The organism is Parafrankia colletiae, from assembly GCF_001854655.1.
GTDB classification, from domain to species: domain Bacteria; phylum Actinomycetota; class Actinomycetes; order Frankiales; family Frankiaceae; genus Parafrankia; species Parafrankia colletiae.
Map to the genome: position 1 here is coordinate 16,404 of NZ_MBLM01000110.1, position 25,023 is coordinate 41,426.

General features: G+C 69.8%; 19 protein-coding genes and 1 pseudogene. 13 read left to right on the forward strand and 7 right to left on the reverse strand.

Annotation, left to right across the window (positions count from 1 at the left end):
* Window positions 1–3 precede the first annotated feature (3 nt).
* Window positions 4–1,047, forward strand: coding sequence for a LacI family DNA-binding transcriptional regulator (locus tag CC117_RS13810; RefSeq protein ID WP_071084211.1), 1,044 nt, complete (start codon window positions 4–6; stop codon window positions 1,045–1,047).
* 44 nt (window positions 1,048–1,091) lie between these two features.
* Here the strand turns inward: CC117_RS13810 and CC117_RS13815 are convergent, their stop codons facing one another.
* The gene (locus tag CC117_RS13815) at window positions 1,092–1,838 is read right to left on the reverse strand and encodes a sugar phosphate isomerase/epimerase family protein (RefSeq protein ID WP_116287786.1); all 747 of its coding nucleotides are present in this window, start codon (window positions 1,836–1,838) and stop codon (window positions 1,092–1,094) included.
* Between the two features lie 147 nt (window positions 1,839–1,985).
* Between CC117_RS13815 and CC117_RS13820 the strand changes: the two genes are divergently transcribed.
* Genes CC117_RS13820 through CC117_RS13830 form a run of 3 tightly spaced genes read left to right on the forward strand, consistent with a single transcriptional unit; the run spans window position 1,986 to window position 5,094 of the window.
* Window positions 1,986–3,137, forward strand: coding sequence for a Gfo/Idh/MocA family protein (locus CC117_RS13820; protein ID WP_071084213.1), 1,152 nt, complete (start codon window positions 1,986–1,988; stop codon window positions 3,135–3,137).
* Window positions 3,134–4,282: a dihydrodipicolinate synthase family protein gene (locus tag CC117_RS13825; RefSeq protein ID WP_071084214.1), complete on the forward strand. Its 1,149-nt coding sequence runs from the start codon at window positions 3,134–3,136 to the stop codon at window positions 4,280–4,282. Before CC117_RS13820 ends, CC117_RS13825 begins: the two co-directional genes overlap by 4 nt.
* Entirely contained in the window at window positions 4,279–5,094 is an 816-nt protein-coding gene (locus CC117_RS13830) for a sugar phosphate isomerase/epimerase family protein (protein WP_071084215.1), read from the forward strand. Before CC117_RS13825 ends, CC117_RS13830 begins: the two co-directional genes overlap by 4 nt.
* A 22-nt stretch (window positions 5,095–5,116) precedes the next feature.
* Here CC117_RS13830 and CC117_RS13835 read toward each other — a convergent pair whose 3' ends face one another.
* Both CC117_RS13835 and uxaC read right to left on the reverse strand, forming a co-directional pair.
* Window positions 5,117–6,505: a mannitol dehydrogenase family protein gene (locus tag CC117_RS13835; RefSeq protein WP_071084216.1), complete on the reverse strand. Its 1,389-nt coding sequence runs from the start codon at window positions 6,503–6,505 to the stop codon at window positions 5,117–5,119.
* Window positions 6,502–7,920: a glucuronate isomerase gene (uxaC, locus tag CC117_RS13840; RefSeq protein ID WP_241830087.1), complete on the reverse strand. Its 1,419-nt coding sequence runs from the start codon at window positions 7,918–7,920 to the stop codon at window positions 6,502–6,504. Before uxaC ends, CC117_RS13835 begins: the two co-directional genes overlap by 4 nt.
* 138 nt (window positions 7,921–8,058) lie before the next feature.
* On the opposite strand from uxaC, the gene CC117_RS13845 reads away from it, so the two are divergent.
* Window positions 8,059–9,384: a lactate racemase domain-containing protein gene (locus tag CC117_RS13845; RefSeq protein ID WP_084132057.1), complete on the forward strand. Its 1,326-nt coding sequence runs from the start codon at window positions 8,059–8,061 to the stop codon at window positions 9,382–9,384.
* Here CC117_RS13845 and CC117_RS13850 read toward each other — a convergent pair.
* A complete protein-coding gene (locus CC117_RS13850; protein WP_071084218.1) occupies window positions 9,381–10,445 on the reverse strand; it encodes a LacI family DNA-binding transcriptional regulator in 1,065 nt (354 codons plus the stop codon). The two genes, CC117_RS13845 and CC117_RS13850, sit on opposite strands and share 4 nt — an antisense overlap.
* A gap of 310 nt (window positions 10,446–10,755) precedes the next feature.
* Here CC117_RS13850 and uidA point away from each other — a divergent pair, with 310 nt between their 5' ends.
* On the forward strand, window positions 10,756–12,549 hold the full coding sequence (gene uidA / locus CC117_RS13855; RefSeq protein WP_071084219.1) for a beta-glucuronidase: 1,794 nt from the start codon (window positions 10,756–10,758) through the stop codon (window positions 12,547–12,549).
* A 552-nt stretch (window positions 12,550–13,101) separates the two neighbouring features.
* Here the strand turns inward: uidA and CC117_RS13860 are convergent.
* A complete protein-coding gene (locus CC117_RS13860; RefSeq protein ID WP_241830088.1) occupies window positions 13,102–13,320 on the reverse strand; it encodes a hypothetical protein in 219 nt (72 codons plus the stop codon).
* Window positions 13,321–13,550: 230 nt separating this feature from the next.
* Between CC117_RS13860 and CC117_RS13865 the strand changes: the two are divergent.
* The 5 genes and pseudogenes from CC117_RS13865 to CC117_RS13885 all read left to right on the forward strand — a co-directional run bounded on the left by CC117_RS13865 (window position 13,551) and on the right by CC117_RS13885 (window position 18,980).
* Window positions 13,551–14,260, forward strand: a pseudogene (locus CC117_RS13865) (IS6 family transposase).
* Between the two features lie 370 nt (window positions 14,261–14,630).
* Window positions 14,631–15,503: a UbiA family prenyltransferase gene (locus CC117_RS13870; RefSeq protein ID WP_071084345.1), complete on the forward strand. Its 873-nt coding sequence runs from the start codon at window positions 14,631–14,633 to the stop codon at window positions 15,501–15,503.
* 11 nt (window positions 15,504–15,514) lie between these two features.
* Window positions 15,515–16,489 (forward strand): class I SAM-dependent methyltransferase, encoded by a 975-nt coding sequence (locus CC117_RS13875; RefSeq protein WP_241830089.1) that lies wholly within the window; start codon window positions 15,515–15,517, stop codon window positions 16,487–16,489.
* An 83-nt stretch (window positions 16,490–16,572) separates the two neighbouring features.
* Window positions 16,573–17,877, forward strand: coding sequence for an acyl-CoA dehydrogenase family protein (locus CC117_RS13880; protein WP_407673521.1), 1,305 nt, complete (start codon window positions 16,573–16,575; stop codon window positions 17,875–17,877).
* A gap of 71 nt (window positions 17,878–17,948) precedes the next feature.
* A complete protein-coding gene (locus CC117_RS13885; protein WP_071084221.1) occupies window positions 17,949–18,980 on the forward strand; it encodes a type III polyketide synthase in 1,032 nt (343 codons plus the stop codon).
* Window positions 18,981–19,688: 708 nt separating this feature from the next.
* Here the strand turns inward: CC117_RS13885 and CC117_RS13890 are convergent.
* On the reverse strand, window positions 19,689–20,387 hold the full coding sequence (locus CC117_RS13890) for a FadR/GntR family transcriptional regulator (protein WP_071084222.1): 699 nt from the start codon (window positions 20,385–20,387) through the stop codon (window positions 19,689–19,691).
* A gap of 356 nt (window positions 20,388–20,743) precedes the next feature.
* Between CC117_RS13890 and CC117_RS13895 the strand changes: the two genes are divergently transcribed.
* Window positions 20,744–22,459: a 2-isopropylmalate synthase gene (locus CC117_RS13895; protein ID WP_071084223.1), complete on the forward strand. Its 1,716-nt coding sequence runs from the start codon at window positions 20,744–20,746 to the stop codon at window positions 22,457–22,459.
* Window positions 22,460–23,164: 705 nt separating this feature from the next.
* Window positions 23,165–23,947 carry a hypothetical protein gene (locus CC117_RS13900; protein ID WP_071084349.1) on the forward strand — a complete coding sequence of 261 codons (783 nt, stop codon included), beginning with the start codon at window positions 23,165–23,167 and terminating at the stop codon, window positions 23,945–23,947.
* Window positions 23,948–24,329: 382 nt separating this feature from the next.
* Here the strand turns inward: CC117_RS13900 and CC117_RS13905 are convergent, their stop codons facing one another.
* Entirely contained in the window at window positions 24,330–24,938 is a 609-nt protein-coding gene (locus tag CC117_RS13905) for a TetR/AcrR family transcriptional regulator (protein WP_071084224.1), read from the reverse strand.
* Window positions 24,939–25,023 lie beyond the last annotated feature (85 nt).

The following is a 25,023-nucleotide window of genomic DNA, read 5'->3' on the forward strand; positions in this document are numbered from 1 at the left end:
AGGATGAGGCCCCTGAACGGAGAGCGTGCGGGCGTGGTCACACTTGCCGATGTCGCTGCCGAGGCAGGCGTGTCGCTGGCGACCGCCTCGCGCGCGCTGAACGGCAGCAGTCGGCGGGTGGGTGAGGACCTGCGGCTGCGGGTCGCCGAGGTGGCGCGGAGGCTGAACTACGCTCCCAACGCGCAGGCGCAGGCAATGGCGCGCGGGCGCAGCGACGTGGTGGGTCTGCTGGTGCACGACATCGCCGATCCGTACTTCTCGTCGATCGCCGCCGGGGTGATGCAGGCAGCCGAGGAACACCGGCTGCTCGTCACTCTGGTGAGCACGCAGCGCCGCTACGGCACTGAGGCCGAGCACATCGCCATGCTGCGCGGGCAGCGCGGCCGGGCGATGATCCTCGTCGGCAGCCGCACCCGCGACCGGGATGCCACGGAGCTGCTACGGCAGGAGATCGGGACTTTCACCGAGGCCGGCGGGCATGTGGTCGCGGTGAGCCAGCGGTCGTTCCCCGTCGACACTATCGTCGTGGAGAACCGCGCCGGTGCGCGGCTGCTCGGCCACGAGCTCACCACGCTGGGGTACGAGCGGTTCGCCGTGCTGGCCGGGCCGCCGGAGCTGCTCACCGCCCGCGACCGCCTCCAGGGTTTCCGGGATGGCATCGCCCGTGCCGGGGGCGGCCTCCTCCCGGCCGCGGTGGTGACCGGGCCCTTCACCCGCGACGGCGGGTACGCGGCGATGACCGAGTTGATCGCCCGGGACCTCCAACCGCAGTGCGTTTTCGCGGTCAACGATGTCATGGCGGTGGGAGCGATGGCGGCCTGCCGTGACCACGGCATCGAGCTTCCCCGCGACCTGGCGGTCGCCGGGTTCGACGACATCAGCACCCTGCGCGACATCACGCCGGGACTCACGACCGTCCGCCTGCCGTTGGAGCAGATGGGCGCGCTCGCGATGGACCTGGTGGTCACCGCCGAGCCCGGCGGGTCCCCGCGTGTCCGACGGGTCCGCGGCGAGGTGGTGGTGCGCGCCAGTACCCCCGCCCGCTGAGAGCCCCCGGCCACCGAGAGCCCCCGGCAGGGGCAGGGGCGGCGTCAGGACAGCCAGGTGCGCAGCGTGCGGGCCTCGCCAACCAGTAGGGCGGGGTCGTCGTCAGGCACGAACTCCAGGAGCAGGTCGACCGGCCCGACCAACGCCAGTGCCTCCCGCCACAGCGACTCCCGTCCGGTCAGCGGCAGGCGGTGCCAGCCAGGCCACCAGGAGAACATGTGCACTGCGCTGACGCGATCACGGACAGTGCGCAGTCCTGCTAGCGCGACCGCGTCGGGCTCGTTGACGGGTGGCTGCCAGTAGGTCGACAGAGCGTCGTGGCCGACCTCGTCGAGCAGGCGGACAGTCGAGTCGGCCGTGTCCGCGAGGGTGCCCGGGTGGAATTCCAGAGCGACCTGCAGGCCATGCCCGGCGGCGAACTGGGCCGCCTCGCGCAACGCCGCGACGACGGACGGCCGGTCCTGGGCGCCGGCCGAGCCCTCGGTACCCGCCCACACCCGGATCCTTCGCGCGTCCAGCGCGGTGGCGGCGGCCGCCGTCTCGGCGAACGCCGACAGGTCGTCGCGGCCGGCGCACCAGTAGGAGCCGTAGGAGCAGGTGGACAGCCCACCGGCCGCAGTCGTCGCACGCACCTCACCCAGCGCGGACGTGTCTCCGGGCGGGGCGTGGACGTCCGCCCCCCACTCCACCACGCCAAGACCTGCCCGGGCCGCGAGCTCCACGACCCGCCCCACCGACAGCGCACGGTACGTCACCGAGCACAGGCCCGTTCCGGCAACGGACGACCTCACAGGCGCACCTCCTCGGCAAGCGCTTTCCCCAGAGCCTAGCCGCACCCGGAACCCCTGCCAACCAGTCGACCCTGGACGCCTCGGAACACATTGCCTCCTCGCCCGCGAACGTCTACTTTTTGGAAAGCGCTTTCCCTGGAGGGGTGGATGTCCACACAGCGTATGGGTGTCGTGATGAACGGTGTGACCGGCAGGATGGGCTACCGGCAGCACCTGCTGCGGTCGGTCCTGGCGATCCGCGACCAGGGTGGCGTCGAGCTGCCGGGCGGCGGCCGGGTGCAGCTGGACCCGATCCTGGTCGGACGCGACGGTGCCAGGCTCGCCGCGATCGCCGAACGGCACGGGCTCCCCCGCTGGACGACCGACCTCGACGCCGCGCTCGCCGACCAGAGCTACCCGGTCTACTTCGACGCGCAGCTGACCTCCGTGCGCGAGGCGTCGATCGCGAAGGCCGTCGACGCCGGCAAGCATGTCTACACCGAGAAGCCGCTGGCCCCGACCGTGAAGGGCGCGCTGGCCCTCGCCCGGCGCGCGCAGGACGCCGGCGTGCGCAACGGCGTCGTCCACGACAAGCTCTACCTGCCCGGCCTGCGCAAGCTGCGCAGACTCGTGGACAGTGGCTTCTTCGGCCGCGTCCTGTCCGTGCGCGGCGAGTTCGGCTACTGGGTGTTCGAAGGCGACTGGCAGCCCGCCCAACGGCCCAGCTGGAACTACCGCGCCGAGGACGGTGGCGGCATCACCGTCGACATGTTCTGCCACTGGAACTACGTGCTGGAGAACCTTTTCGGAGCGGTCGAGGCCGTCACTGCCAGAGCGGTGACACACCTGCCTGAACGGGTCGACGAGCACGGGGCCGCCTACCAGGCGACCGCTGACGACGCCGCGTACGGCATCTTCGAGCTGACCGGCGGGGTCATCGCCACGATCAACTCATCCTGGTGCGTCCGGGTACACCGCGACGAGCTCGTCGAGTTCCAGGTCGACGGCACCCACGGCAGCGCCGTCGCCGGGCTGCACCGGTGCGCGATCCAGCCGCGCGTGRCCACCCCCCGCCCGGTCTGGAACCCGGACGTGCCGGAGGCCCAGGCCTTCCGCGCGCAGTGGCAGGAGGTACCCGACAACAACGTCTTCGACAACGGTTTCAAGGCACAGTGGGAACAGTTCGTCCGCCACGTCGTTGCGGACGAGCCCCACCCCTATGACTTCCTCGCCGGTGCCCGCGGCATCCGGCTGGCCGAGGCCGGTCTGGAGTCCTCGTCGACCGGGCGGCGGGTCGTTCTCGGGGAGCTGTCGGCATGACGAGCGTGCTCCTGCCAGCCGCCGACGGATCGCTGTACCGGCACACGCTGCGCGAGCCCGCCCGGTGGGAGCGGCCCGAGGGGCCGATCCGGTCGCGTGTCGCCTTCGCCGCCGCCCATGTCGTCGCCGACCCCCTCCGGGACAACGCCCCCGGCGCTCCCGCCGCCGTGGACTGGGACGCCACGCTGGCGTTCCGCGCGTACCTGTGGTCCTGCGGCCTCGGTGTCGCGGAGGCGATGGACACCGCGCAGCGCGGCATGGGCCTGGACTGGCCGGCGACCCGGGAGCTGATCAGCCGCAGCGCCGCGAACGCCACGGGCCGGCTCGCCGCCGGCGTCGGCACCGACCATGTCCCTGAGGCGTCCTCGCTCGACGAGGTGTACGGCGCGTACGCCGAACAGCTGGAGTTCGTCCAGTCAGCCGGCGCCCAGCCGATCATGATGGCCAGTCGGCAGCTGGCCCGCCTGTCGACCTCGCCGGCTGACTACCGCCACGTCTACGACCGACTGCTCGCGCAGGTCGAGACGCGGGTGATTCTGCACTGGCTCGGCCCGATGTTCGACCCGGCGCTCGCCGGCTACTGGGGCTCACCGGACCGGGGCAGTGCCAGCGCCACCTTCCTCGACCTGGTCCGTGACCATGCGACGCGCGTCGACGGGGTGAAGGTCTCGCTGCTCGATGCCGACCACGAGAAGCGGCTGCGCGCCGAGCTGCCCGACGGGGTTCGCCTCTACACCGGCGACGACTTCCACTACCCCGACCTCATCAGAGGCGACGGAGCCCGGCACAGCGACGCCCTGCTCGGCATCTTCGCCGCGATCGCCCCCGCGGCCTCGCACGCGCTGCAGGCGCTCGACCGGGGCGACGAGACCGGGTATGACGAGGCCCTGGCGCCCACCGTGCCGCTGGCGCACCACCTGTTCGCGCCGCCGACGTACTACTACAAGACCGGCATCGCGTTCCTCTCCTGGATCTGTGGTCACCAGCCGGGATTCACCATGGTCGGCGGCCTGCAGAGTGCGCGCGGCCTGCCGCATCTCGTCGAGGCGTTCGTCCTGGCGGACCGCGCCGGTCTCCTGCCCTACCCGGACCTCGCCGCGCACCGCGTTCGCGTCCTGCTCGCCACCCACGGAATCGACCGATGATCCGGCTCTCGCTCAATCAGAAGACGGTCAACCGCTGGTCGCTGGCCGAGGCCGTGGAGGGCTGCGCGCGCGCCGGTATCGAGTCGATCGGGATCTGGCGCGAACCGCTGGCCGCCGTCGGCACCGCGCGGGGCGCGAAGCTGGTGCGGGACGCCGGGCTGCGGGTCTCGTCGGTGTGCCGCGGTGGCTTCTTCACGATGCCGGAAGGCCTGGCCCGCACTGCGGCGATCGACGACAACCGACGGGCGATCGACGACGCGGCCCTGCTGGAAGCGGCCTGCCTGGTGCTCGTGGTCGGCGGCCTGCCCGCGGGTTCCACGGATCTGCCGTCGGCCCGCCGGCGGGTGGCCGACGCCCTGCAGGAGCTGGCCCCCTACGCCCGCGAGCGTCGGGTCCGGCTGGCGCTGGAGCCGATGCACCCGGTCTACTGCGCGGACCGCGGCGTGCTGTCCACCCTGGCCCAGGCGCTCGACCTGGCCGAGCAGTTCGACCCGGACGTGGTCGGCGTAGCCGTGGACACCTTCCACGTGTGGTGGGACCCGGACCTCGACGCGGCGCTGCAGCGCGCGGCCGGTCGGATCGCCTGCTTCCAGCTGGCCGACTGGATCACCCCGCTCCCGGCGGACACCCTGCACGCCCGCGGCATGCCGGGTGACGGCCACATCGACTTCCGGCGCATCCGCTCCCTGGTCGACGCCACCGGATACACCGGCGACATCGAGGTGGAGATCTTCAACCTCGGCCTGTGGGCGAGGCCAGGCGACGAGACGGTGGACCTGGTGGCCCGGCGCTTCGCCGAGCATGTCGCCTAGCGTGGACACCTCACCAGCGCGTTCACGACGCCGGTGACATGCGGCCGGCGAGCATCGAGCGTGCCTGGGCTCGGACAGCGCCAACCAGCTCGGTGTCATCCGGAAGGGCCGGGTCAAGCGTCGCGAGCAGCCTCGGCACCGCGTCGCCGAGGCTGCCGGCCGCCAGCGCCACGAGCTGGGCGGCGCGGACGTCCGTCACCGGCGGGCCGGATCCCCGCAGGTGTGCCAGCCAGGCGCCGAGCGCGGTGACGGCGGCGGCGGGCAGCCGGGCGTGCTCGCGTTCGCGTCGTAGCACCGGCAGGATCCGGGCGGGCAGCTTCTGGGAGCCGTCGGTGGCGATCTGCGCCAGCTCGTGGCGGATCCGCGGGTTGGCGAACCGATCGAGGAGCGCCTCCCGGTAGGCCGCCACGGCCGGCGCCGGCAGCGCCAGGTGACGCTCGCAGGTGTCCCACCACTCCCCCAGCCACTCACGGCAGACCGGGTCGGCCACGGCTTCGGCGACAGTGGTGTGTCTCCGGGGCGGCGCCGCGTAGGCCAGCAGTGAGTGGGCTCCGTTGAGCAGCCAGAGCTTGCGGTTCTCGAACGGGGTGACGTCGTCGGTGAACACCGCTCCGGCGCTTTCCCAGGCAGGCCGCCCGCCGGGGAAGTCCCCGGCCAGCACCCACTCGGTGAACGGCTCTGTGGCCACGGGCGCATGGTCGTCGATCCCGGTGGCAGCGAGCACCGCGCGCCGGTCGGCGTCGGTCGGCCGGGGGGTGATCCGGTCGACCACCGTCTCCGCCACGTCGATCCGTCCGTCCATCCAGTCGGGCAGGTCGGGGTTGACGGTGGCCGCCAGTTCCCACAGCACGGCGGCCAGTACGGAACCGGCACGTGGCAGGTTGTCACAGGGCACGAGGGTCAGCGGCCCGGCGTCCTGGGACCGCCGCGCCAGCAGGCCGGCCACGAGCCGGGCGGGCGCCGAGACGACCGGGGCTCGGGGGTCGGCGCGCAGCGCCGCGATGTCGGCGGTGAGACGCGGGTTGGTGGCGTCGAGTCCGCCGCCCGCGCCGCGCAGGTAGCCGGCCTCGGTGATCGTCAGCGTGACGACCCGTACATCCGGCGAGCCGAGGTGGCCGAGCCAGGCGTCGTGGTCGGTGCTGGGGTGGGCCCGCGAGACCGAACGGACGACGGCGACGTCGTCGACGTCAGCACCGCGGGTGACCAGGGTGTAGAGGCCGTCCTGGGCCGCGAGCGCCGCGGCGACGCCTGGGCGTCGGCCGGTGAACGCGGCGATGCCCCAGCCGGCCGTGTCGCTCGCCCGGTCGGTGTACCAGGCCTGGTGCGCGCGGAAGAAGCTGCCGAGCCCGAGGTGCACGAGCCGGACCGGCGCGGCCGGACCCTGTCTGCGCAGCCGCCCAGCCGCCTTCACAGGTTGAACACCTCGCGTGGCTGTCTGGTCACCAGATCAGCCGCGATCTCACGTGCCTCGTCCTCGTCGAGCCGGTGCTCGGCCACGAGTCGGCCCAGAAAGCCGCTGTCGAGGCGCCGGGACATGTCGTGGCGGGCCGGTATCGAGCAGAAGCCGCGGGCATCGTCGATGAACCCCGCGGTCCGGGTGAAGCCCGCGGTCTCGGTGACCGCGGCGCGAAACCGCAGGACGGCGTCGGGGGCGTCCAGGAACCACCAGGGGGCGCCGAGGTAGACCGACGGGTAGAAGCCGGCCAGCGGGGCCAGCTCCCGGGAGTACGTCGTCTCGTCGAGGGTGAAGAGGACCAGGCGCAGGTTCGGGTGGGTACCGAACCGTTCCAGGAGTGGCCGCAGCGCGTCGGTGAACTCGACCCGGATCGGGATGTCGTGACCGGTGTCCGGGCCGTGGGTGGCGAGGGTCGGCCCGTGGTGGCCGCGGCGCACCGCCGGGTGCAGCATCATGACCAGCCCGTCGTCGCACGACATGCGCGCCATTTCCAGCAGCATGTGCCGGCGCAGGGCCGCGCACTCCGCCGGCGTGGCGTCGCCGGTCAGCGCGGCCCGGTAAACCCGTTCGGCCTCGGCCTGCGCCAGCGGCTCGGTGCCGACGTCATCGTGGCTGTGGTCGGCCGATGTCGCCCCGTGCTCGACGAAGTGGGCTCGCCGCCGCTCCATGGCCCGTACCCAGCCGCCGTAACCGCCGGTGTCCGTGTCGGCCACCTCGCCGAGGTGGGCCACGGCTGCCGCCCAGCCGGGTCGCGCCGCTTCGAGGTAGCGGTCGGGGCGGAACGCGGGCAGGACCCGGCCCGTGAAGGTCGGGTCGGCGGTGAGCCGCGCGTGTGCGGCCAGGTCGTCGCACGGGTCGTCGGTCGTGGCGAGCACCTCGATGCCGAACCGGTCGAACAGGGCGCGCGGTCGGTGCGTGTCCCTGGCCAGGCACGCGGCGATCTGGTCGTAGATCGCATCCGCGTTCCCAGCCGACGGCCGTTCCTCAACGCCGAAGATCTCTCCGAGCTCCATCTCAAGCCAGTACCGCACCGGCGTGCCCCGGAAGACCTGCCAGTGCGCGCAGACGCGGCGCCAGACCGTTCGGGCCACCTCCTCCGGCAGGGGGCCACGCCCGACACCGAGAGCGCCCAGCGTCACGCCACTGGCGTGCAGCAGACGCGTGACGTAGTGATCGGGTGTGACCAGCAGGGCGGCGGGGTCCGGGAACGGCTCGTCGTCGGCCAGCAGGCGGGCCGCGACGTGACCGTGCGGCGACACGATCGGCAGGTCGCGGACGGAGTCGTACAGCCGCCGGGCTATGGCACGGACACCCGGCTCGGCCGGCAGCAGTCGGTCGGGGTGCCGAGCGAGGGCTGCGGAGGCGGACATAGYGGCCATCGTTGGTGCGCGCCGACGTGGGCGGCAATCGATTGCCGTCTGTTGCCTCCGGTGTGCGCCGGTCCGGTGTTGCCATCTCTTGCCTCCAGGCCCTTGCCCAGAGCCGGGGCCGGGCGCACGGTACGAGGCATGGCCAGGACCACTGTCCCCGGCGCGGATCCCGAGTCCGGTCACGTCGCCGGTCCCCCTACCGACGCGGCGGGCCAGGCGGCGGTCATCGGCGGTCCCGCCGCGCTGCTCACCGAGGACCGCGTCACCGCGTTCGTCCACGAGCAGCTCGCCGGGCACGACCTCGACGGCCGAAGTGTCTGTGTCATCGTCCCGGACGGAACCCGCAGCTGCCCATTGCCGCTCCTGCTCTCAGCCGTGCACGCGGCGCTGGCCGGCCGGGCGAGCCGGCTCACCACACTCGTCGCCCTCGGCACCCACGCCGCGATGAGCCAGGCCCAGCTCGCCAGGCACCTCGGCCACCCCGCCGGAGACCCGGCCGCCCGCTATCCGGGCATGGAGATCCGCAACCACGAGTGGTGGGATCCCCGGACGTTCGTCTCGCTCGGCACGATCCCCGCCCGGCGGGTGGYCGAGCTCTCCGAGGGCCGGCTGCTTGAGAGCGTGGCGGTCCGGCTCAACCGTGCCGTCGTGGAGCACGATGTCGCCCTCGTGGTCGGCCCGGTGTTCCCGCACGAGGTCGTGGGCTTCTCCGGCGGCAACAAGTACTTCTTCCCCGGGGTCGCCGGCCCGGAGATGATCGACCTCTCGCACTGGCTGGGCGCCCTGATCACCAGCGCCGACATCATCGGCAGGCCGGGCACGACACCGGTCCGGGCGCTCATCGACGAGGCCGTGGCGCTGATCCCGACGACCACTCTGGCGCTGTGCGTCGTGGCGCGGTCCGGCAGCGGCGCGCTGCACGCGGCGGCGTTCGGCGAGCCGAGGGCTGCGTGGGCGGCGGCCGCGGAGGTCTCCGCCGAGACCCACGTCCGGTACCTGGACACCCCGGTCAGGCGGGTGCTGTCCGTCATGCCCGAGAAGTACGAGGACATCTGGACCGCGGCCAAGGGCTTCTACAAGCTCGAACCCGTGGTCGCCGACGGCGGCGAGGTCATCCTCTACGCCCCGCACATCACGCAGGTCGCCGGTACCCACCCGGAGATCCTGGAGATCGGCTACCACTGCCGCGACTTCTTCGTGAGGCAGTGGGACCGCTACCGGCATGTGCCTCGCAGCGTGCTCGCTCATTCCACCCATCTGCGGGGCGCGGGTACCTACGACGAGCGCGTCGGCGAACGATGCCGGGTGCGGGTCACCCTGGCTACCGGCATTCCCGAGGACGTGGTCCGCGCGGTGAACCTCGACTACCTGGAGCCGGCCAAGGTGGACGTCGCCGCCTGTCTGGCGGACCCCGGGACATTCGTCGTCCCCGACGCGGGCGAGATCCTCTTCCGGCTTCGCTAGGGCGATGACGTGGTCACGCCTCGTCCAGGACGAGGCGGGTCGAGGCTCCGGTGAGGCGCGGCGGTCGAGCCGCGTACCACCAGCCGCACCGGCAGCACCGCCGGCTGGCCGGTCCGATCACGGCCGCCCTCGATCATCGTCAGAACGTGCCTGGTCGCCGTGATCCCCTGGGCGTACAGGGGGGCGGCGACAGTTGTCAGCCCAGGAGTGACCAGGTCGGCGGCGGCGATGTTGTCGAAGCCCACCACGCTCACATTGCGCGGCACTCCAATCCCCCGCGTGATCAGGCTACGGACGAGGCCGATGGCCAGTTGGTCGTTGTAGGCGACCACCGCGGATGTCGGCTGCGCGACGAACTGCTCGGCAGCCTGGACGCCGCCTCGGACGTCGGGAGCGAACGGACCGAGCCGGCGGAGGCGCACGGACAGCTTCGCGGCCGACTCCCGTAATGACGACCACCGCATCCCATCCGCCCAGGACGCCTCCGGGCCGGCGATGTAGGTGACGTGCTCGTGCCCGAGCCCGCTCAGGTGCTCCAGCGCGAGGCGCGCTCCGCGTGCGTTGTCCGTCACCACGCAGGGGACGTCGACAACCCCTCGGTTCAGCACCACCACCGGCTTCTGTTTGGAGATCATCCGAATGGCCAGGTCGGACATCCGAGAGCTGGCGAGGACGATTCCGTCGACCGCGGTCACGGCACGTTCCAGCGTGGAGCGCTCGAGCCAGTCGGACTCCTGTGCGTCGGCCAGGACGACCGTGTAGCCCGCCGCGGCGGCCGCCGCCTGCGCTCCCCGCACGATCTCGGCATAGAACGGGTTGGCGATGTCCAGGATGACCACGGCGATCATGTTCGTACGGGCGGTGGACAACGCCCGGGCCACCGGATTCGCACGGTAGCCGACCTCGGCGGCGACCCGCCGTACGCGCGCGGCCGTCACGGCGTTGACCCGGCCCGGCCGGGAGAACGTCCGTGAGACAGTGGAGGGAGCGACACCGGCCCGCCGGGCCACGTCGTAGATCGTCACCGTGTGTGGCTTCGGCGGTACGTCCCGCTCGGTCATCGCTCTGCTCCTCGGCCAAGTATCCGCAGCGCCCCCGGCACGGGAGGCCTCCCGTGGCCTGCGGCCAGGCTCCGGGCGGCAACGGTAGGCATCCACCGGCGTCCCGGGCAAGCGCTTCCCAGCAGCCGGCCTGAGACCACGCACCTCCCGGACCGCAAGGGCAACTGACGGCAACCCATTGCGGGGGCCCACGGACGTATGACCTACTGCGCAGATGCCGTGACCGGGATCCGGCCGAGGCTGGTCGTGTCAGCCTCGATGCCGACCCCGCACTCGCAGCGCTCCCGCGTCTCTTTCCGGAAGGACACCGATGCTGCGTCCCCAGGACAGTGCCACCCGTGAGCGCCGCCGAGTCGAGGGACTCTGGCTGTTCCGCCTCGACCCGCAGACCCGCGGCCACGAGGACGGCTGGTGGCGCGGGCGGCTGACCGAAGCACGGGAGGTCCCGGTACCCGCCAGCTACAACGATGTGTTCGCCGACACCGCGACGCACGACCACGTCGGGGACGCCTGGTATCAAACGACGGTGCGGGTGCCCCGTGRCTGGGCGGGGCAACGCGTGGTGCTGCGGTTCGACGCGGCCACCCACCGTGCCGTCGTCTGGGTCGACGACGTCGAGGTCGCCCGGCACGAGGGTGGTTACACCCCTTTCGAGGCCGACATCACCGAACTGGCGCAGCCGGGTCAGGAGATCCRGGTGACCGTGGTGGTCGGCAACGAGCTGACCTGGCAGTCGGTTCCGCCCGGCGTCATCCAGGACACCCCCGCGGGCAGACAGCAGATCTACTTCCACGACTTCTTCAACTACGCCGGCCTCCACCGGCCCGTCTGGCTGTACAGCACCCCACGGGCGCACATCAGCGACGTCACCGTCGTGACCGGCCTCGCGGGAACCGCCGGCACCGTCGACTACCGGGTCGACGTGGCCGACGGCGACGGCGACGGCGACGGGCTGACCGTCCGGGCCGTCCTGACAGACGCCGAGGGAACCGAGGTGGCCAGGGCCGCCGGGACAGCCGGCGTCCTCACAGTGGCCGACGTACACGCGTGGCGGCCCGGCGAAGGTTACCTGTACAACCTGCTGCTGGAGATCGTCGACAGCACCGAGGTGATCGACTCCTATGCGCTCCCCGTCGGCATCCGCACCGTGGAAGTCCGGGGAACGTCGTTCCTGATCAACGGTGAGCCGTTCTACTTCACCGGGTTCGGCCGGCACGAGGACCTGCCCGTCCGCGGCAAGGGCCACGACGACGTCTTCATGGTCCACGACTTCGCGCTTATGGAATGGACCGGTGCGAACTCCTTCCGCACCTCGCACTACCCCTACGCCGAGGAGGTTCTGGACTACGCCGACCGGCACGGTTTCGTCGTCATCGACGAGGCCGCCGCCGTCGGCCAGAACGCCTCCATCGCCGGCGGCATCGTGGGCAGCGGACGCTCATTCCCAACCTTCTCGCCCGAGACCATCAACGATGCCAGCCGCGAGGTCCACGCCCAGGCGATCCGCGAGCTCGTGGCACGGGACAAGAACCATCCCAGCGTCGTCCTGTGGTGCGTCGCGAACGAGCCGGAGTCAACCACACAGGCCTCGGTGGAATACTTCGAGCCATTGTTCGCCCTGACTCGCAAACTCGACCCCACCCGGCCGGTCGGCTATGTGAACATGCTGCTCGCGACACCGGACAAGGACCTGCTCAGGCCCTTGTCCGACGTCATCATGCTCAACCGCTACTGGGGCTGGTACCTCAACACCGGCGACCTGGCCGGCGCTGAGACCAACTGGCAGGCGGAGCTCGAGGCGTGGGCAGCCCACGGCAAGCCCATCATCGTCACCGAATAYGGCGCCGACACCGTCTCCGGGCTGCACACCATGCCCGCGGCACCGTGGAGCGAGGAATACCAGGTCGAGTACCTGGAGATGAACCACCGTGTCTTCGATCGGATCGACGCCGTCGTCGGTGAGCACGTGTGGAACTTTGCCGACTTCGCCACCAAGCCCGGCATCATGCGGGTCGACGGCAACAAGAAGGGCGTCTTCACTCGCGACCRCCGACCCAAGGCCGCCGCCTTCGCTCTGCGCCGCCGCTGGCACCTGGCTCCCTAATAAGACCAGCTGGTCCCGGATTCACCGGCGTGCGCGAGCGCAGCGACGGCTTCGTCCAGGAAATTGAGAGATCGAGTTACCCGTCGGAAGCGGTCCAGGTCGAGAGCGATGCTCAGGCAGGCCAGGACGGCGAGCGCGCGTATGGACAGTGCCAGAGTGACGGGCCGAGAGATCACGGCCAAATTGATCTCAACGGAGAGGTAAAAGGACCGGTCAGAGGTGATGGACAGGGGTGGGGTCGAACCGCCGACCTTCCGCTTTTCAGGTCAAAACGCCTAAATGCTGTGCTGACCTGCTTTTTCCCACGACCTCGACGAGCGTAACCGCGACAGGCGGATTGTCTTCAATCCTACGGTGGCAGACGGTCCGCTGCCCCGCCGGCGGGCAGGTCCGAGTTGCCGGGCCGTCCGCAGCGGCGGCTTCGGACAGACCAGGGTACGTCCACGACCGACGCATCGACTACGACTGCCGGATGGCCCGTAGGGCCGGGGTGGCGGGCACGGCCCCGGGCACACGACCCGGCGGTACCGGGCGTCCCACGCTTGGCCGAGCTCAGGCGGAGCCTCCGCCGTGGGCTGTGCCGTCGCTGTCGTCGTGGAGCGAATCGACGATCTCTTCGAGGAGGAACTGGACCTTTGCATCGATCGGGTGCCCGCGGTAGACGGACTGGACGAGGTCGAGGCCTTCGCTGACGGTGGCGTAGCCGAGCTTGCGATAAAGGAACGCGATGTCCTCGGCGTCGGCTTCGACGCGGGCTGCGAACAACTTCATCGCGAGCAGGTACTCGGCGGAGGCAACGTCAACGATGAGTTCGCTTAACCGTTCAAAGCCCTACCTGTGAACGAAACCGGGACAGCTTGCGACAGCGGCCGACAGGTCAGCGCGAAGGCATCACGCCAGTTGCGCTGCGGGTCAGGCCGCCATCCAGGGCACGCACCATGAACTCACAGTTGCGTTGGCGAAGTCCACCGTCTCGGCAACCGATCAGTCATGATCGATTTATGCGCCGACGTCGTGTCCGTCCACCGGTTCCGACGTCGGAGTTCGCCGGGTTCCGGTTCCCTCCTGAGGTGACCGTGCTGGCGGTGCGGTGGTACCTGCGGTTCGCGCTGTCGTACCGGGACGTCAAGGAACTTCTGGCCGAACGCGACATCGATGTTGATCATGTGACCGTCTACCGGTTGGTGCATCGCTTCACTCCCCTGCTCGCCGAGGCGGTCCGACCATGCCGGCACCGGCCCGGGGACAGGTGGTGCGTCGACGAAACGTACGTGAAGCTCGCCGGCCGGTGGACCTACCTGTACCGGGCTGTCGACCAGCACGGCCAGATCATCGACGTCCTCGCCAGCGCCCGCCGCGACCAGGCAGCCGCCCGCCGATTCTCCGCCCAGGCGCTGTCCCATGGGTGCTGGCCGGTCGAGGTCACCACCGACAAGGCACCCGTCTACCTGCGGCTCCTCTACGGGCTGCTCCCCGAGACCTGCCACATCGACGCCGTCCGGGAGAACAACCGAATCGAGGCCGATCACGGCCGGTTGAAAGCCCGGCTCCGGCCGATGCGCGGGATGAAACGCTACAGTCCGTCCAGGCAATCGGCTCAGGGCACGCTCTGGTCCAGAACATCCGCCGCGGCCACTACGAACTCGCCGTCGATGTAGACCCCCGCCTTCGGCTGGCCACCGCGTTCACCGAGCTCGCCGCGGCCATCTGAACCAGCGCACTCCGGTGCCCCTGGCATGCACTACCTTCCCGCAACGCAACAGCGCCGGTAGGCGTGGTCCGCCGTGTTCCCTCAGCCTCGACACGCACAACACAGGCAGGTTCTGCTGCCACACTTGCCGGACCGGACCGCGGTCCAGGAAAGGCTTGCGACAAAGGCTGTTCGCCGTGATCCGCGATGCTCTGGGTCGTCATCCAGGAGTCCGCGCCGCTCGATACCGATGTGGACGTTCCACACCAAAGGGGGTCGACAAGATTTTTTCGATGAACGCAGAGGCGTACCCGTGGTGTACCAGTCGCGAAGATCGGCCGCCAGTAGTCCGCTGGCCATCGATGTCGCCGCGCCGGTCGAATCGGGCGGTATGGGTCTTCCGCCCGCACGATGCGGAGTGAAACGGGTGCCCACCACTGCGACGCCTGCGGACACGGGGCGGTTCGCTGCGCTGGTGCGGGCCTGTCATCCGGAGCCGACCGCGGCGGTGACACTCTTCGCCACCGCACTGGCGATCTCCAGCGGGCGCTCCGCCTCGGGTATCGCCGCCGTGGCGGCCGCGGTCTTCACGGGGCAGTTGTCGATTGGCTGGAGTAACGACGTCATCGATCAGGAGCGCGACGCGGCGGGCGGCCGAACGGAGAAGCCGATCGCCGCCGGCGGAGTAGCGCCGGGGCCGGTCACCCTCGCCTGCATGGTCGCGCTGGTCGCGTGCGTTCCGCTCTCCTTCGCCTCGGGTGGCCCGGCGGGCTGGACCCATCTCTGCGCAGTCGCTAGTGCATGGGTCTACAACCTGGGACTCAAGGGGACCAGACTGTCCGTCCTCCCGTACGCTCTCTCGTTCGCTCTGCTGCCGGCGTTCGTCGCACTGGGGCTTCCTGATCATCCAGCACCGCCCTGGTGGCTGCCGCTGGCGGGCGCTCTGCTCGGCTCGGGCGCGCACTTCGCGAACGCCCTTCCCGACCTCGCCACCGACGCCCGGACCGGGGTGCGTGGCCTGCCGCAGCACCTCGGGGCGGCCGGGTCGCGGCGGTCCGCTGCCCTCCTGCTCGCAACGGGTTCCGCTGTCGCCGTGCTGGGACCGGCGGACCTCAGCCCGTGGCGCGTCGCCGTCCTCGTCGCCGTGACGGCGCTGACGGTGCTGGGTCTCCGGCTCGGCGACCGCCATGCCTTCCGGATCGCGATGGCAGTCGCCGCGCTCGACGTTGCGCTCGTTGTCGCCGCCGGCACGTACCTGACCTGACCTGATGACAGATGATCGACGAAAGGTCCACGGCCGGACGAGAAAGTTTCCGACATGTGATTATTGTACCGATTTCATTGAAACAGGCCGACCCTACAGATCCGCATCATCTCAGGAATACCTCATTAGATTCTGCCACTATTCCTTCGGGGAGCCACGTGAACAGGTCGACGCACCGGCCGGAATCGATGTTTCACCCATATCGAACCGTTCCGGAATTGTGCGATCAAAGGCCCGCGGCGACGAGCCCGAACGGACGACGGCGGTTGCCGCGCCGGCGCCGCAACGATCCCGCGCAGTACGACGACCTCGCCGACCAGTGGTGGCCCACTCACGGACGGTTCGCGGCGTTGCACTGGCTCGCCGAGGCGCGCGCCCGCCTCATCCCGGCCCCACCTCACACCGGCGCCCCGCTGCTCGACCTTGCCTGCGGTGGCGGCCTGCTCGCGCGGGTGCTGACTGGCAAGCTCGCGGGATGGCGGCACATCGGTGTCGATCTATCCTCGCTGGCACTCCGCCAGGCCAGTGACCACGGCGTCAAGGCAGTCCAAGCCGACGTGACGCGCCTGCCATTCCCCGACGACAAGTTCTCCTGCGTCGTCGCTGGCGAGATGTTCGAGCATCTCGAGGATCTCGACGCGGCCTGCACGGCGATCGGGCGGGTCCTCGCTCCGGGCGGAACGTTGGTGATCGACACGCTCGYGGACACGCTGTTCTGCCGGATCGGTCTGGWGCGCCTCGCCGAGCGCCTGCCAGGTGGCCCGCCGCCTCGAATACACGATCCGCGCCTGCTGGTGTCGCCCGACCGGTTGGGCGCGGCGCTGGATCGGTGCGGCATCGAGATGACTGTCGTTGGTGGCCTTCGCCCCTCGCTTCCTGACTACGTCCGTTGGCTCGTCCGTCAGGCCGACTCGGTGCGAATGGTGCCGACCGACTCCACCGCGGGTGTCTACCAGGCCGTCGGGACAAGAAGGGAACTTCGATGAGCGTTGAACGGTCCGCTGATGCTCAGGGTCCGGGCCCGTCAGCCGGTCCGGACCTCCCGGAGCCGGACCTCCCGGAGCCGGGCGTGCGGGAGCTGAGCGTGCGGAGACCGGGCGGACACGACGCGGTACCAGCGCAATCGCGGGCACCGCGCGCCGACGGGGCGGAACTCGCCCACAGCGTCGTCGCAGCGATCGCCGGGCGCGCCGGCTACGCAGATCGTTGCGGGGAGCTGCCCGCGGCCGATCTCGACGATCTGCGCCAGGCGGGTCTGTTGGGGCTGCTCGTACCCCGGCGGTTCGGTGGTCACGGCGGCGGTTTCGCGCAGTGGGCCAATGCCGCGCGGGTACTCGCCGAAGCCAGCGGCTCGACCGCCCTGGCCCTGAACATGCATACCTCGGTCCTGGGCGCGCTGGTCGGGACTCCGGACGAGCTCGCCCGCGCGATGGGGGCGCCGGAGTCCTATTTCTCCGCGCGCGACCGGATGTTGACTCAGGCCGCCGGCGGCTCGTTCATCGCCGTTGCCATGAGCGAACGGGGCGCCGGCTCGCGCCTGTCCGCGCTGCGGACCTCCTACCGCCGTGAGGGCGACGGCTACCGGATCACCGGCCTCAAGTCCTTCTGCTCGGGTGCGTCGCACGCGGACGTCTACTTCGTCGCCGCGCGCGCAGCCGAAGATCATTCCGAAGGCGAACAGCCGGACGAAGACCACCTGGCGGCTGCGGCGGGCTCAGCGACGAGAGTCAGCCACTTTCTTGTTCCAGCCGGGAACGGGGTGACCGTCGAGCCCAACTGGGACACCCTCGGCATGCGGGGTACCGGCAGCCACGACCTGCGCCTGGACGTGTGGGTTCCGGCGGACGCGCTGGTCGGCGGGCTGGAGGGGCTGAGCCTGCTGATCGCGCAGATCATGCCGCAGTGGTTGGTGGCCTCCTACGCCGCCGTCTACGCCGGGGTCGGCCGAGCCACCTTCAACGCGGGAATCGAACACGCGCGAGGCCAGACGGCGGCGGGGATACCGAAGGGCCTGGTCGGCCTTCCCGCCGTTCGGGCCCGTTTCGGTCACGCGGACGTCGCCCTCGCAGCGCTCGACGTCGTGATCGACGAGTGCGCCCGGCGGGTGGAGGCCGATCCCGGATCAGCGGCGACGAACCGGTGGGTATGGCGAGCGAAACTGCTCGCTGGGCAGACCGCGCAGGATGTGGCGGCCTCCGTCATCGAGGCGTGCGGGACCACGGTCACCCGCCGCGGCCACCCACTGGAACGGCTGTACCGGGACGCTCGGTGCGGATCTCTCCAACCCGCGACCACGGACGTGTGCGCGGACTGGTTGGGCCTCGCGGCGCTGGGAGGCGACCCGGACGCGGACGCAGACGTGGCCCGGTGGTGAGGGGGGCACAGACTCCCGACACGAGCAGGGATCCCGCGAGGAGCGCCGGGGCAGAGCCGGGCACGACAGCCGTGATCACCGGGATCGGGACAGCGTTTCCTGGGGTTTTCGACCAGCAGAGCCTGTGGGACGAGGTCTTCGACCGACGGTACCGAGGCGACCGGATGGCTCGCCGGATCTTCATGGGCTGCGGAGTCCGGACCCGGCACGGGGTGGTGGATCCGCGACGCGAGGACATCAGCGGCTGGTCGACAGCCACCCGGATGCTGCGATACGTCGAGGATGCGCACCCCCTTGGACTACAGGCCGCCAGAGCCGCCCTGACGGACGCCGGACTGAACGCCGCCGACGTCGGGCTGTTCGTCGTCGTGTCGTGCACCGGTTACAGCACACCGGGTCTGGACATCCAGCTCGCCCGTGAGCTCGGTATGTCAGCGCAGGTACGGCGGCTGCTGATCGGGCACATGGGCTGCTACGCGGCGATCCCGGGGATGGGAACCGCCGCTGACTTCGTCCGGGCCCGCCGGCAACCCGCCCTCGTACTCTGCGTGGAACTCACCTCCCTGCACATCCAGCCGGACACTCCTGAACGAGACCTGGAACAGGTGGTCGCGCACGCCCTGTTCGGCGACGCCGCCGCGGCGATCGTGCTCCAGCCCGACGCCGAGCATGGTCTCGACGTAATCGACACCACGGCCGTGACCGCTCCAGCCAGCGAAGAACTGATGACCTGGCACGTCACCGACCATGGGTTCCGGATGGGGCTGTCTGCCAAGGTCCCCGTCGTCCTGGCGAACCACGTCGAAGAGGCGACCGCGGCACTGCTCGACCCCTTCGAACTCAAGCGGGCCGACATCCAGGGATGGGCCGTGCACCCCGGCGGGCCACGCATCGTCGACGTCGTGGAGGAGCGACTGGGTCTGGACAGGGCGCAGACCGCGGCGACCCGCCAGATCCTCAGCTCCCGAGGTAACTGTTCGTCGGCGACCGTGCTGCTCGTCGTCGAACAACTGCGCGACGGACTCGACATCGGCGGCACAGCAATCGCGATGGCGTTCGGTCCAGGTCTGACGCTCTGCATGGCCCTACTGCGGCGCAGATAACCCTCGTTCGCAACATCCGCCGCGGACACTACGAACTCGGCATCGACTCCGACCCGCTGCCGCGGGTATCAGAGGCCTTCACCTCCGAGGCGGTGAATCCCGTCCGCAGCGGAGGTACTGACATCCGGATCATGCGGACCGCGCAGGCGCCGCTCACTGACATGTAGACGCAGAGCAGAGCGCCGCACATGGTCGTCCCGTCACTCCGGGGCTCTACGTGTAACTCCAAGCGGGTGGTCGGCCGACAGCATCCGCGCGGTCTAATACCGATGCAACCTGACCGCCCGCCGCCGCAGCGGGCGGTCGCCTGCCACGATACTGGTCATCAGCCCAGGTCAGAGGCGTGCCCGGGCTCCGCTACCGCAAGTCCGCACCCCGCTGAGCGTGCACTGTAGCAACGGCCCGAAATATCACGGCGGATAGTCAGGTTTAAGGTGCTCAACGGAGAGAAAAAACCTGGTCAGAGGCGGTGGGCATGGGCGGGGTCGAACCGCCGACCTCCCGCTTCTCAGGTCAAAACGCCTAAACGTTATGCTSACCCGCATTTTCCCACCATCTCGTCGAGCGTAACCGCGACAGGCGGATTTTCCTCGACACCCACGCTACCAGGAGGGCCAACCGGGTAGCGTGGGTGTCTTCGCGGCTGCCAGATTTCCGGGGCGACGACGGACCTTCCCCACAACGTCACAAGTGGCCGCCGCTCTTCCCTCAGATCGTCGGTGCTCGAAGCAGGACCAGGGTCTGATCCAGTTCCGCGCGCAGGACGTCGCTGGCCCTTTCGCCGTCCCCGGCGGCTACGGCGTCGACGAGGGCGGCGTGTGCGGCGTCGCCGTGGTTGACCTCGGTGGCGCGCAGTCCGAGCAGGTCGACCAGCTCCGTGAGCCCTCGACTCAGCGTGGGCAGGAACTCGGCGAACAGCCCGTCGAGCACCGGGTTGTGTGCCGCGGCGACGACAGCCGTGTGCAGGGCGATGTCAGCGTCGACGAAGGCCCGGTCGTCTCCTCCCACCGCCGCGTTGCGCCTGCCTTCCAGCGCTCCACGTAGGGCGGCGACGTCCGCGTCGGTCCGCCRCTGCGCGGCCAGCCGTGCTGCCTGCACCTCCACGAGCATCCGGACCTCGTAGACGTCACTGACCTCGGCGCGGCGCAGCATGTCCTGCCAGTCCTGCGCCGGCTGCGTGGCGATGACGAACACGCCAGCCCCCTGCCGGGATCGCACCAGCCCCGCGCCTGCCAGCGCGCGCAGCGCCTCGCGCACAGTGGAGCGGCCCACCCCGAGAGTCGCCGCGAGTGTGGCCTCCCCCGGCAAGCGGGTGCCGACCGGCCACTCGCCGCTGATGATCTGTTCGCGCAGGCGCTGGATCGCCTGGTCGATGAGAGACGTCGAACGCAAGGCGTCGAGCGGCATCCTGACCTCTCAGGTTGTCTGACAAGCGGAGATGTGAGTATGGTACGCCGGTGACGCTGAGCATGCGGCTGCTTCTTCTCTGCCGCGACGGGGCCTGACACGACCGGCACCCCGCCGCGGCGAGGGAGCCATGTCGCCGGTTGACCATGCACGACCGAGCCTTGGAAGGTCATCACCTCATGACCGATCACCTGGCCATGCCTCACCCAACGGCGACTCACCCCGCTGCAGCGCCCGTCCACGATTCGCCCGTCCGTACGAATCCGACCGCCGTGGTCGGCTTCCCCAGCGTGATCCGCCCCCGCGGGCCGTTRCCGACACAGGCCCCCGGCTGGAATCCGCAACGCCCCAGCTCCATGCCACACCAGCGGTACCAGCCCATCCACGAACGGGTCGAGCTGGCAGGGGTCGATCCGTCCAGTCGAGGCTGGCCGACCCGGCGGATCGAGTCCGCGCCCCTGTGGGTATCTGTGGACCTGCGGGACGGCAATCAGGCCCTGCGCGAGCCCATGGACACGCCACGCAAGCGAACCATGTTCGATCTGCTTGTAGCGATGGGTTTCAAGGAGATCGAGATCGGCTACCCGTCGGCGAGCCAGACCGACTTCGACTTCGTCCGGCACCTGGTCGAGGACGACGCCGTCCCACCGGACGTGACGGTGGTGGTGTTCACCCCGGCACGGCGTGATCTCATCGAACGGACCTTCGAGTCGATCGAGGGGATGCCGAGGGCCGATGGGATCGCTCGGGCTGTCGTGCACCTCTACGTCGCCACGGCCCCGGTCTGGCGGCAGGTCGTCCTCGGCCGCGACCGCGCGGACCTGCTCGCACTGGTAAGCGACACCGCGGGGCACATGGCCCGGCTCGCCGACTCCCCGCGCTTCCCCGACGTCCGCTTCCAGTTCTCCCCCGAGGTCTTCAACGCGACCGAGCCCGACTTCGCGTTGGAAATCTGCAACGGCCTCACCGCTCTGTGGGACGCCTGTCCGCAACGGCCAGTGATCCACAACCTGCCGGCGACGGTCGAGATCGCCACCCCGAACGTGTACGCCGACCAGATCGAGTACATGCACCGCAGTCTGGACCGGCGGGAGGYCGTGATCCTCTCCGTCCACCCGCACAACGACCGCGGCACCGGGGTGGCATGCGCGGAGCTGGCGCTACTCGCCGGCGCACAGCGAGTCGAAGGTTGCCTGTTCGGCAACGGCGAGCGCACCGGCAACGTCGACCTGGTCACCCTCGCGCTTAACCTCTATTCCCAGGGCGTCAACCCGATGATCGATTTTTCGGACATCGACGTCGTCCGCGACACGGTCGAGCATTGCAACCGGATGCCGGTCCATCCTCGGCACCCCTACGGAGGCGAGCTGGCTTACACCGCCTTCTCCGGCACCCACCAGGACGCGATCAGCAAAGGGCTCGCGCACCACGCGACGCACGCGGCCGAACAGGAATTGCAGGTGGGCCAGGCACCATGGGCCGTACCGTATCTGCCGATTGATCCTGCAGACGTCGGGCGCAGCTACGAAGCGTTGATTCGATTTAACAGCCAGTCAGGAAAGGGCGGCATCGCGCACCTGCTGAACCTGCACTACGGGCTCGCCCTACCGAAAGGCCTGCAGTCCGACTTCTCCCGAGCCGCGCAGGTCGCCGCGGACCGCGACGGCCGGGAACTCACACCCAAGGAGCTGTGGGAGATGTTCAGGGCCCGCTACCTGGCGCCGACGCACGACGGCCCGATCACCCTTTCCACCTGGCAGACCACCGAAACGGCCGTGGGCGAGCACGAGTTCATCGCCGGGCTGTCCATCGCGGGCCGAGACCTGGAGGCACGGGGGATCGGCAACGGCCCGCTGGCCGCCCTGACAGCGACGCTCGTGGCGATCGGCATCGAGGTGGAGATCCTCCAATACAGCGAACATGCAATGGGCCTCGGTGGCACCAGCCCCGCGACGGCCTACGTCCAGATCAGTCACGAGGGCACAGACTGCTGGGGCGCCGGCCRGGACACATCCGTGCTCACCGCATCGGTCCACGCCGTCCTCGCCGCGGTCAACCGCCTGCTGCAATAGCCGCCGGCCGCCGGCCCCGGGCAGGCGGGGCCAGCGGCGCAACGCCAACCGTCGGCTCATCGCGGGAATCAACCGCACCAGCACGTGACTCAGGCCGATGCCCTCAGCCGCGACCCGCGGCACGGCCGCACCGGCCAGACCCACGGCAGACCGGACCTCGACCACAAGGGATACGGGGGCCTCAGAAAAGTGCACCGGAAGTTATGCTCCGGATACTTCAGAAAGGTCTGCCGAGTCCGATCAAAGCCCGGGGAAGCCAGTCCACAGATCCTCGATCAGTACACGCTACAGGCAGAAAAAGTTTAATTCTGTCCGCGCACTGTGCATCCGGCAGCCCAGGTCATCGACGGCGCGAACCCGCAGGTAGGACAGGGGAAAGTGGGCAGAGGCCGGGTCGAACCGCCGACCTTCCGCTTTTCAGGCCGGTCCATACCGTCCAGGAACGTCCGCACACGTACCCTGACGTCCTCTTTTGGCTGTTGGAGTACCCCTCTGCCGGCCCGCGTTGCCACACGCACTGCCACACATCGCTCGGCCCCGAGAGGACCAGCAACGCGGCCGAGCCTTCGCTGCACCGCTGTGTGGCAACCGGTGTGGCAGCAGCCCCGCCCAAGAGGTCCGCCGGCACCTGGCAACCCACGACGGCTGCGTGGGGTACCCGATGAACGCCGAAGCGGCAGCAGCCGCGGCTTCAACGCCGGCCTCATCCCAGGGTGCAGGATCATCCCCGCCGCTGCGAAGATCGTCGCTGCGGTGATCGTGACCGTCGTCGGGTTGACGTTCCTGTTCAGCTTCGGCAGCATCCTCGCGCTCGGGCTTCGGCTCGGCGTCTCCCTCTGGGTCGCTCCCCTCGTCGCACCCGCCGTCGACCTCTCCGTCGTCGGGCTCCTCATCGGCATCCGTCACCTCGCCCTTCACGGCGGACCCGCCGACCTACAGCGCTCCGCGCGGCGCCTCCTCATCTTTGCCAGCATCGTCACTCTCGCGCTGAACGTCTCCGAGCCGCTGATCACCGGCCACTACGGCAAGGCCGCCTTCGACGCAGTCGGCCCACTCCTGCTCATAGGATGGGCGGAAGTCGGACCGCGGCTCATTCAAGCAATGCAGACGACAGAAACATTTCCGGTCGATACGTTTCCTTTTCCACCCGCCACGCAGACAGCACCCATCATTGATCTACCTGTCCAGTCAGCATCACAATCACAGCCTCCGGGGCAACGTAAATCGGTCGAGCCACGGCCTTCCAGCCACCATGAGCGCGCATCGGACCAAGACCTCATACACCGGGCCCGCGCCGAAGACACCCTGCACTGGAAGCAACATCACCGGCCGATCTCAGCCGAAACCCTCCGCAAGCGCCTCCACGCCGGGGCGCCCACCGCACGTCACCTCGTCACGCAGCTACGGACCGCAACCCACGCCCGACTCGACACCAAAATCGATGACGATCTTTCCTCCGGTCAAGACGATGGGCCATCGGAACCGTAACGTTTATTGTCGGTGGATGGATGCCACGGTCCATCCACCGACGCCTTCGTTTGTCTGCCGCCGAACAATCTCAGGAATGTTCAGAACGGCGCGAAATCCGTTTCTGGCATTCGATGACCGCGCCCGTCGGCAGCAGGCCGGGGCGGGAGTGTCCGATCAACGTGGTGACGGAGTGTGGTCCCCGGTGAGGCTTGCCGGTGGAATGCGGTCTATCGTCCGGTGTCGAGACGCGGGTCTGCCGCTTCCGGAAGCGGCACCAGACCACGTGCCCGGCCAGGCACATCGACGGAGCTGCCCACCTGCTCACCGGGGCGACGCAGCCGAGGCAGGCCGCCACGCGGCGGGACTTCTGGGCTGCGCGTGCTGCCCGCCCTGGGGCGCCTCAGGTGTCCTGATTGACGGTTCGGCTGGGCTGGGGCTGCAGCAGTCTGATGATCATTTCGACGGTGCGCTCGATGGGGCGATGTCGTGCTGTGATCCTGGCCAGCAGGGTCCGGGTGAGGATGGCGCCGAGGAGCATGTCGAAGACATCGTCCGGGTCGATGTTCAGGTCGATCGTGCCGGGTGGTGCGGCGCGGAGGATGTCCTGGAATTGTGGTCGCGCGGAGACCCGTAGGTAGAGGTCCGGCGGTCGGGGGCGGCTGGAGGCCTGGTGGTACGCGAGGAGGCCGGCCGCGGCCGCGCGGGACGCGGGGGCGTCGAAGGCCGCGAGGTAGGCGCGGATGAACCGTCGGAGGTCGCGGTGCAGGTTTCCGGTCGGCTGGACGCTGGGAGGGCTGAGCCCGGGGAACGTGGCTTCCTCGATCAGCTCGATGCGTGACCCCCAGCGACGGTAGATGGCCGACGCGTGCACGCCGGAGTGCGCCGCGACGGCCTGGATCGTGGTGGCATCGAAGCCGCGCTCCACGAGGAGCTCACGGGTGGCCGCCAGCGCGCGCTCGTCGATGCTCGTGTCGCGGGGGCGTCCTGGGCGGCGCGCTGGCTCTGCCATGCCACCGATCGTATGGTCCGAGCGTTCGGACGTGCCCCACTCCCCCGCGACTTCCAGGACACCGTCTCCCGGATATTTTTAGGAC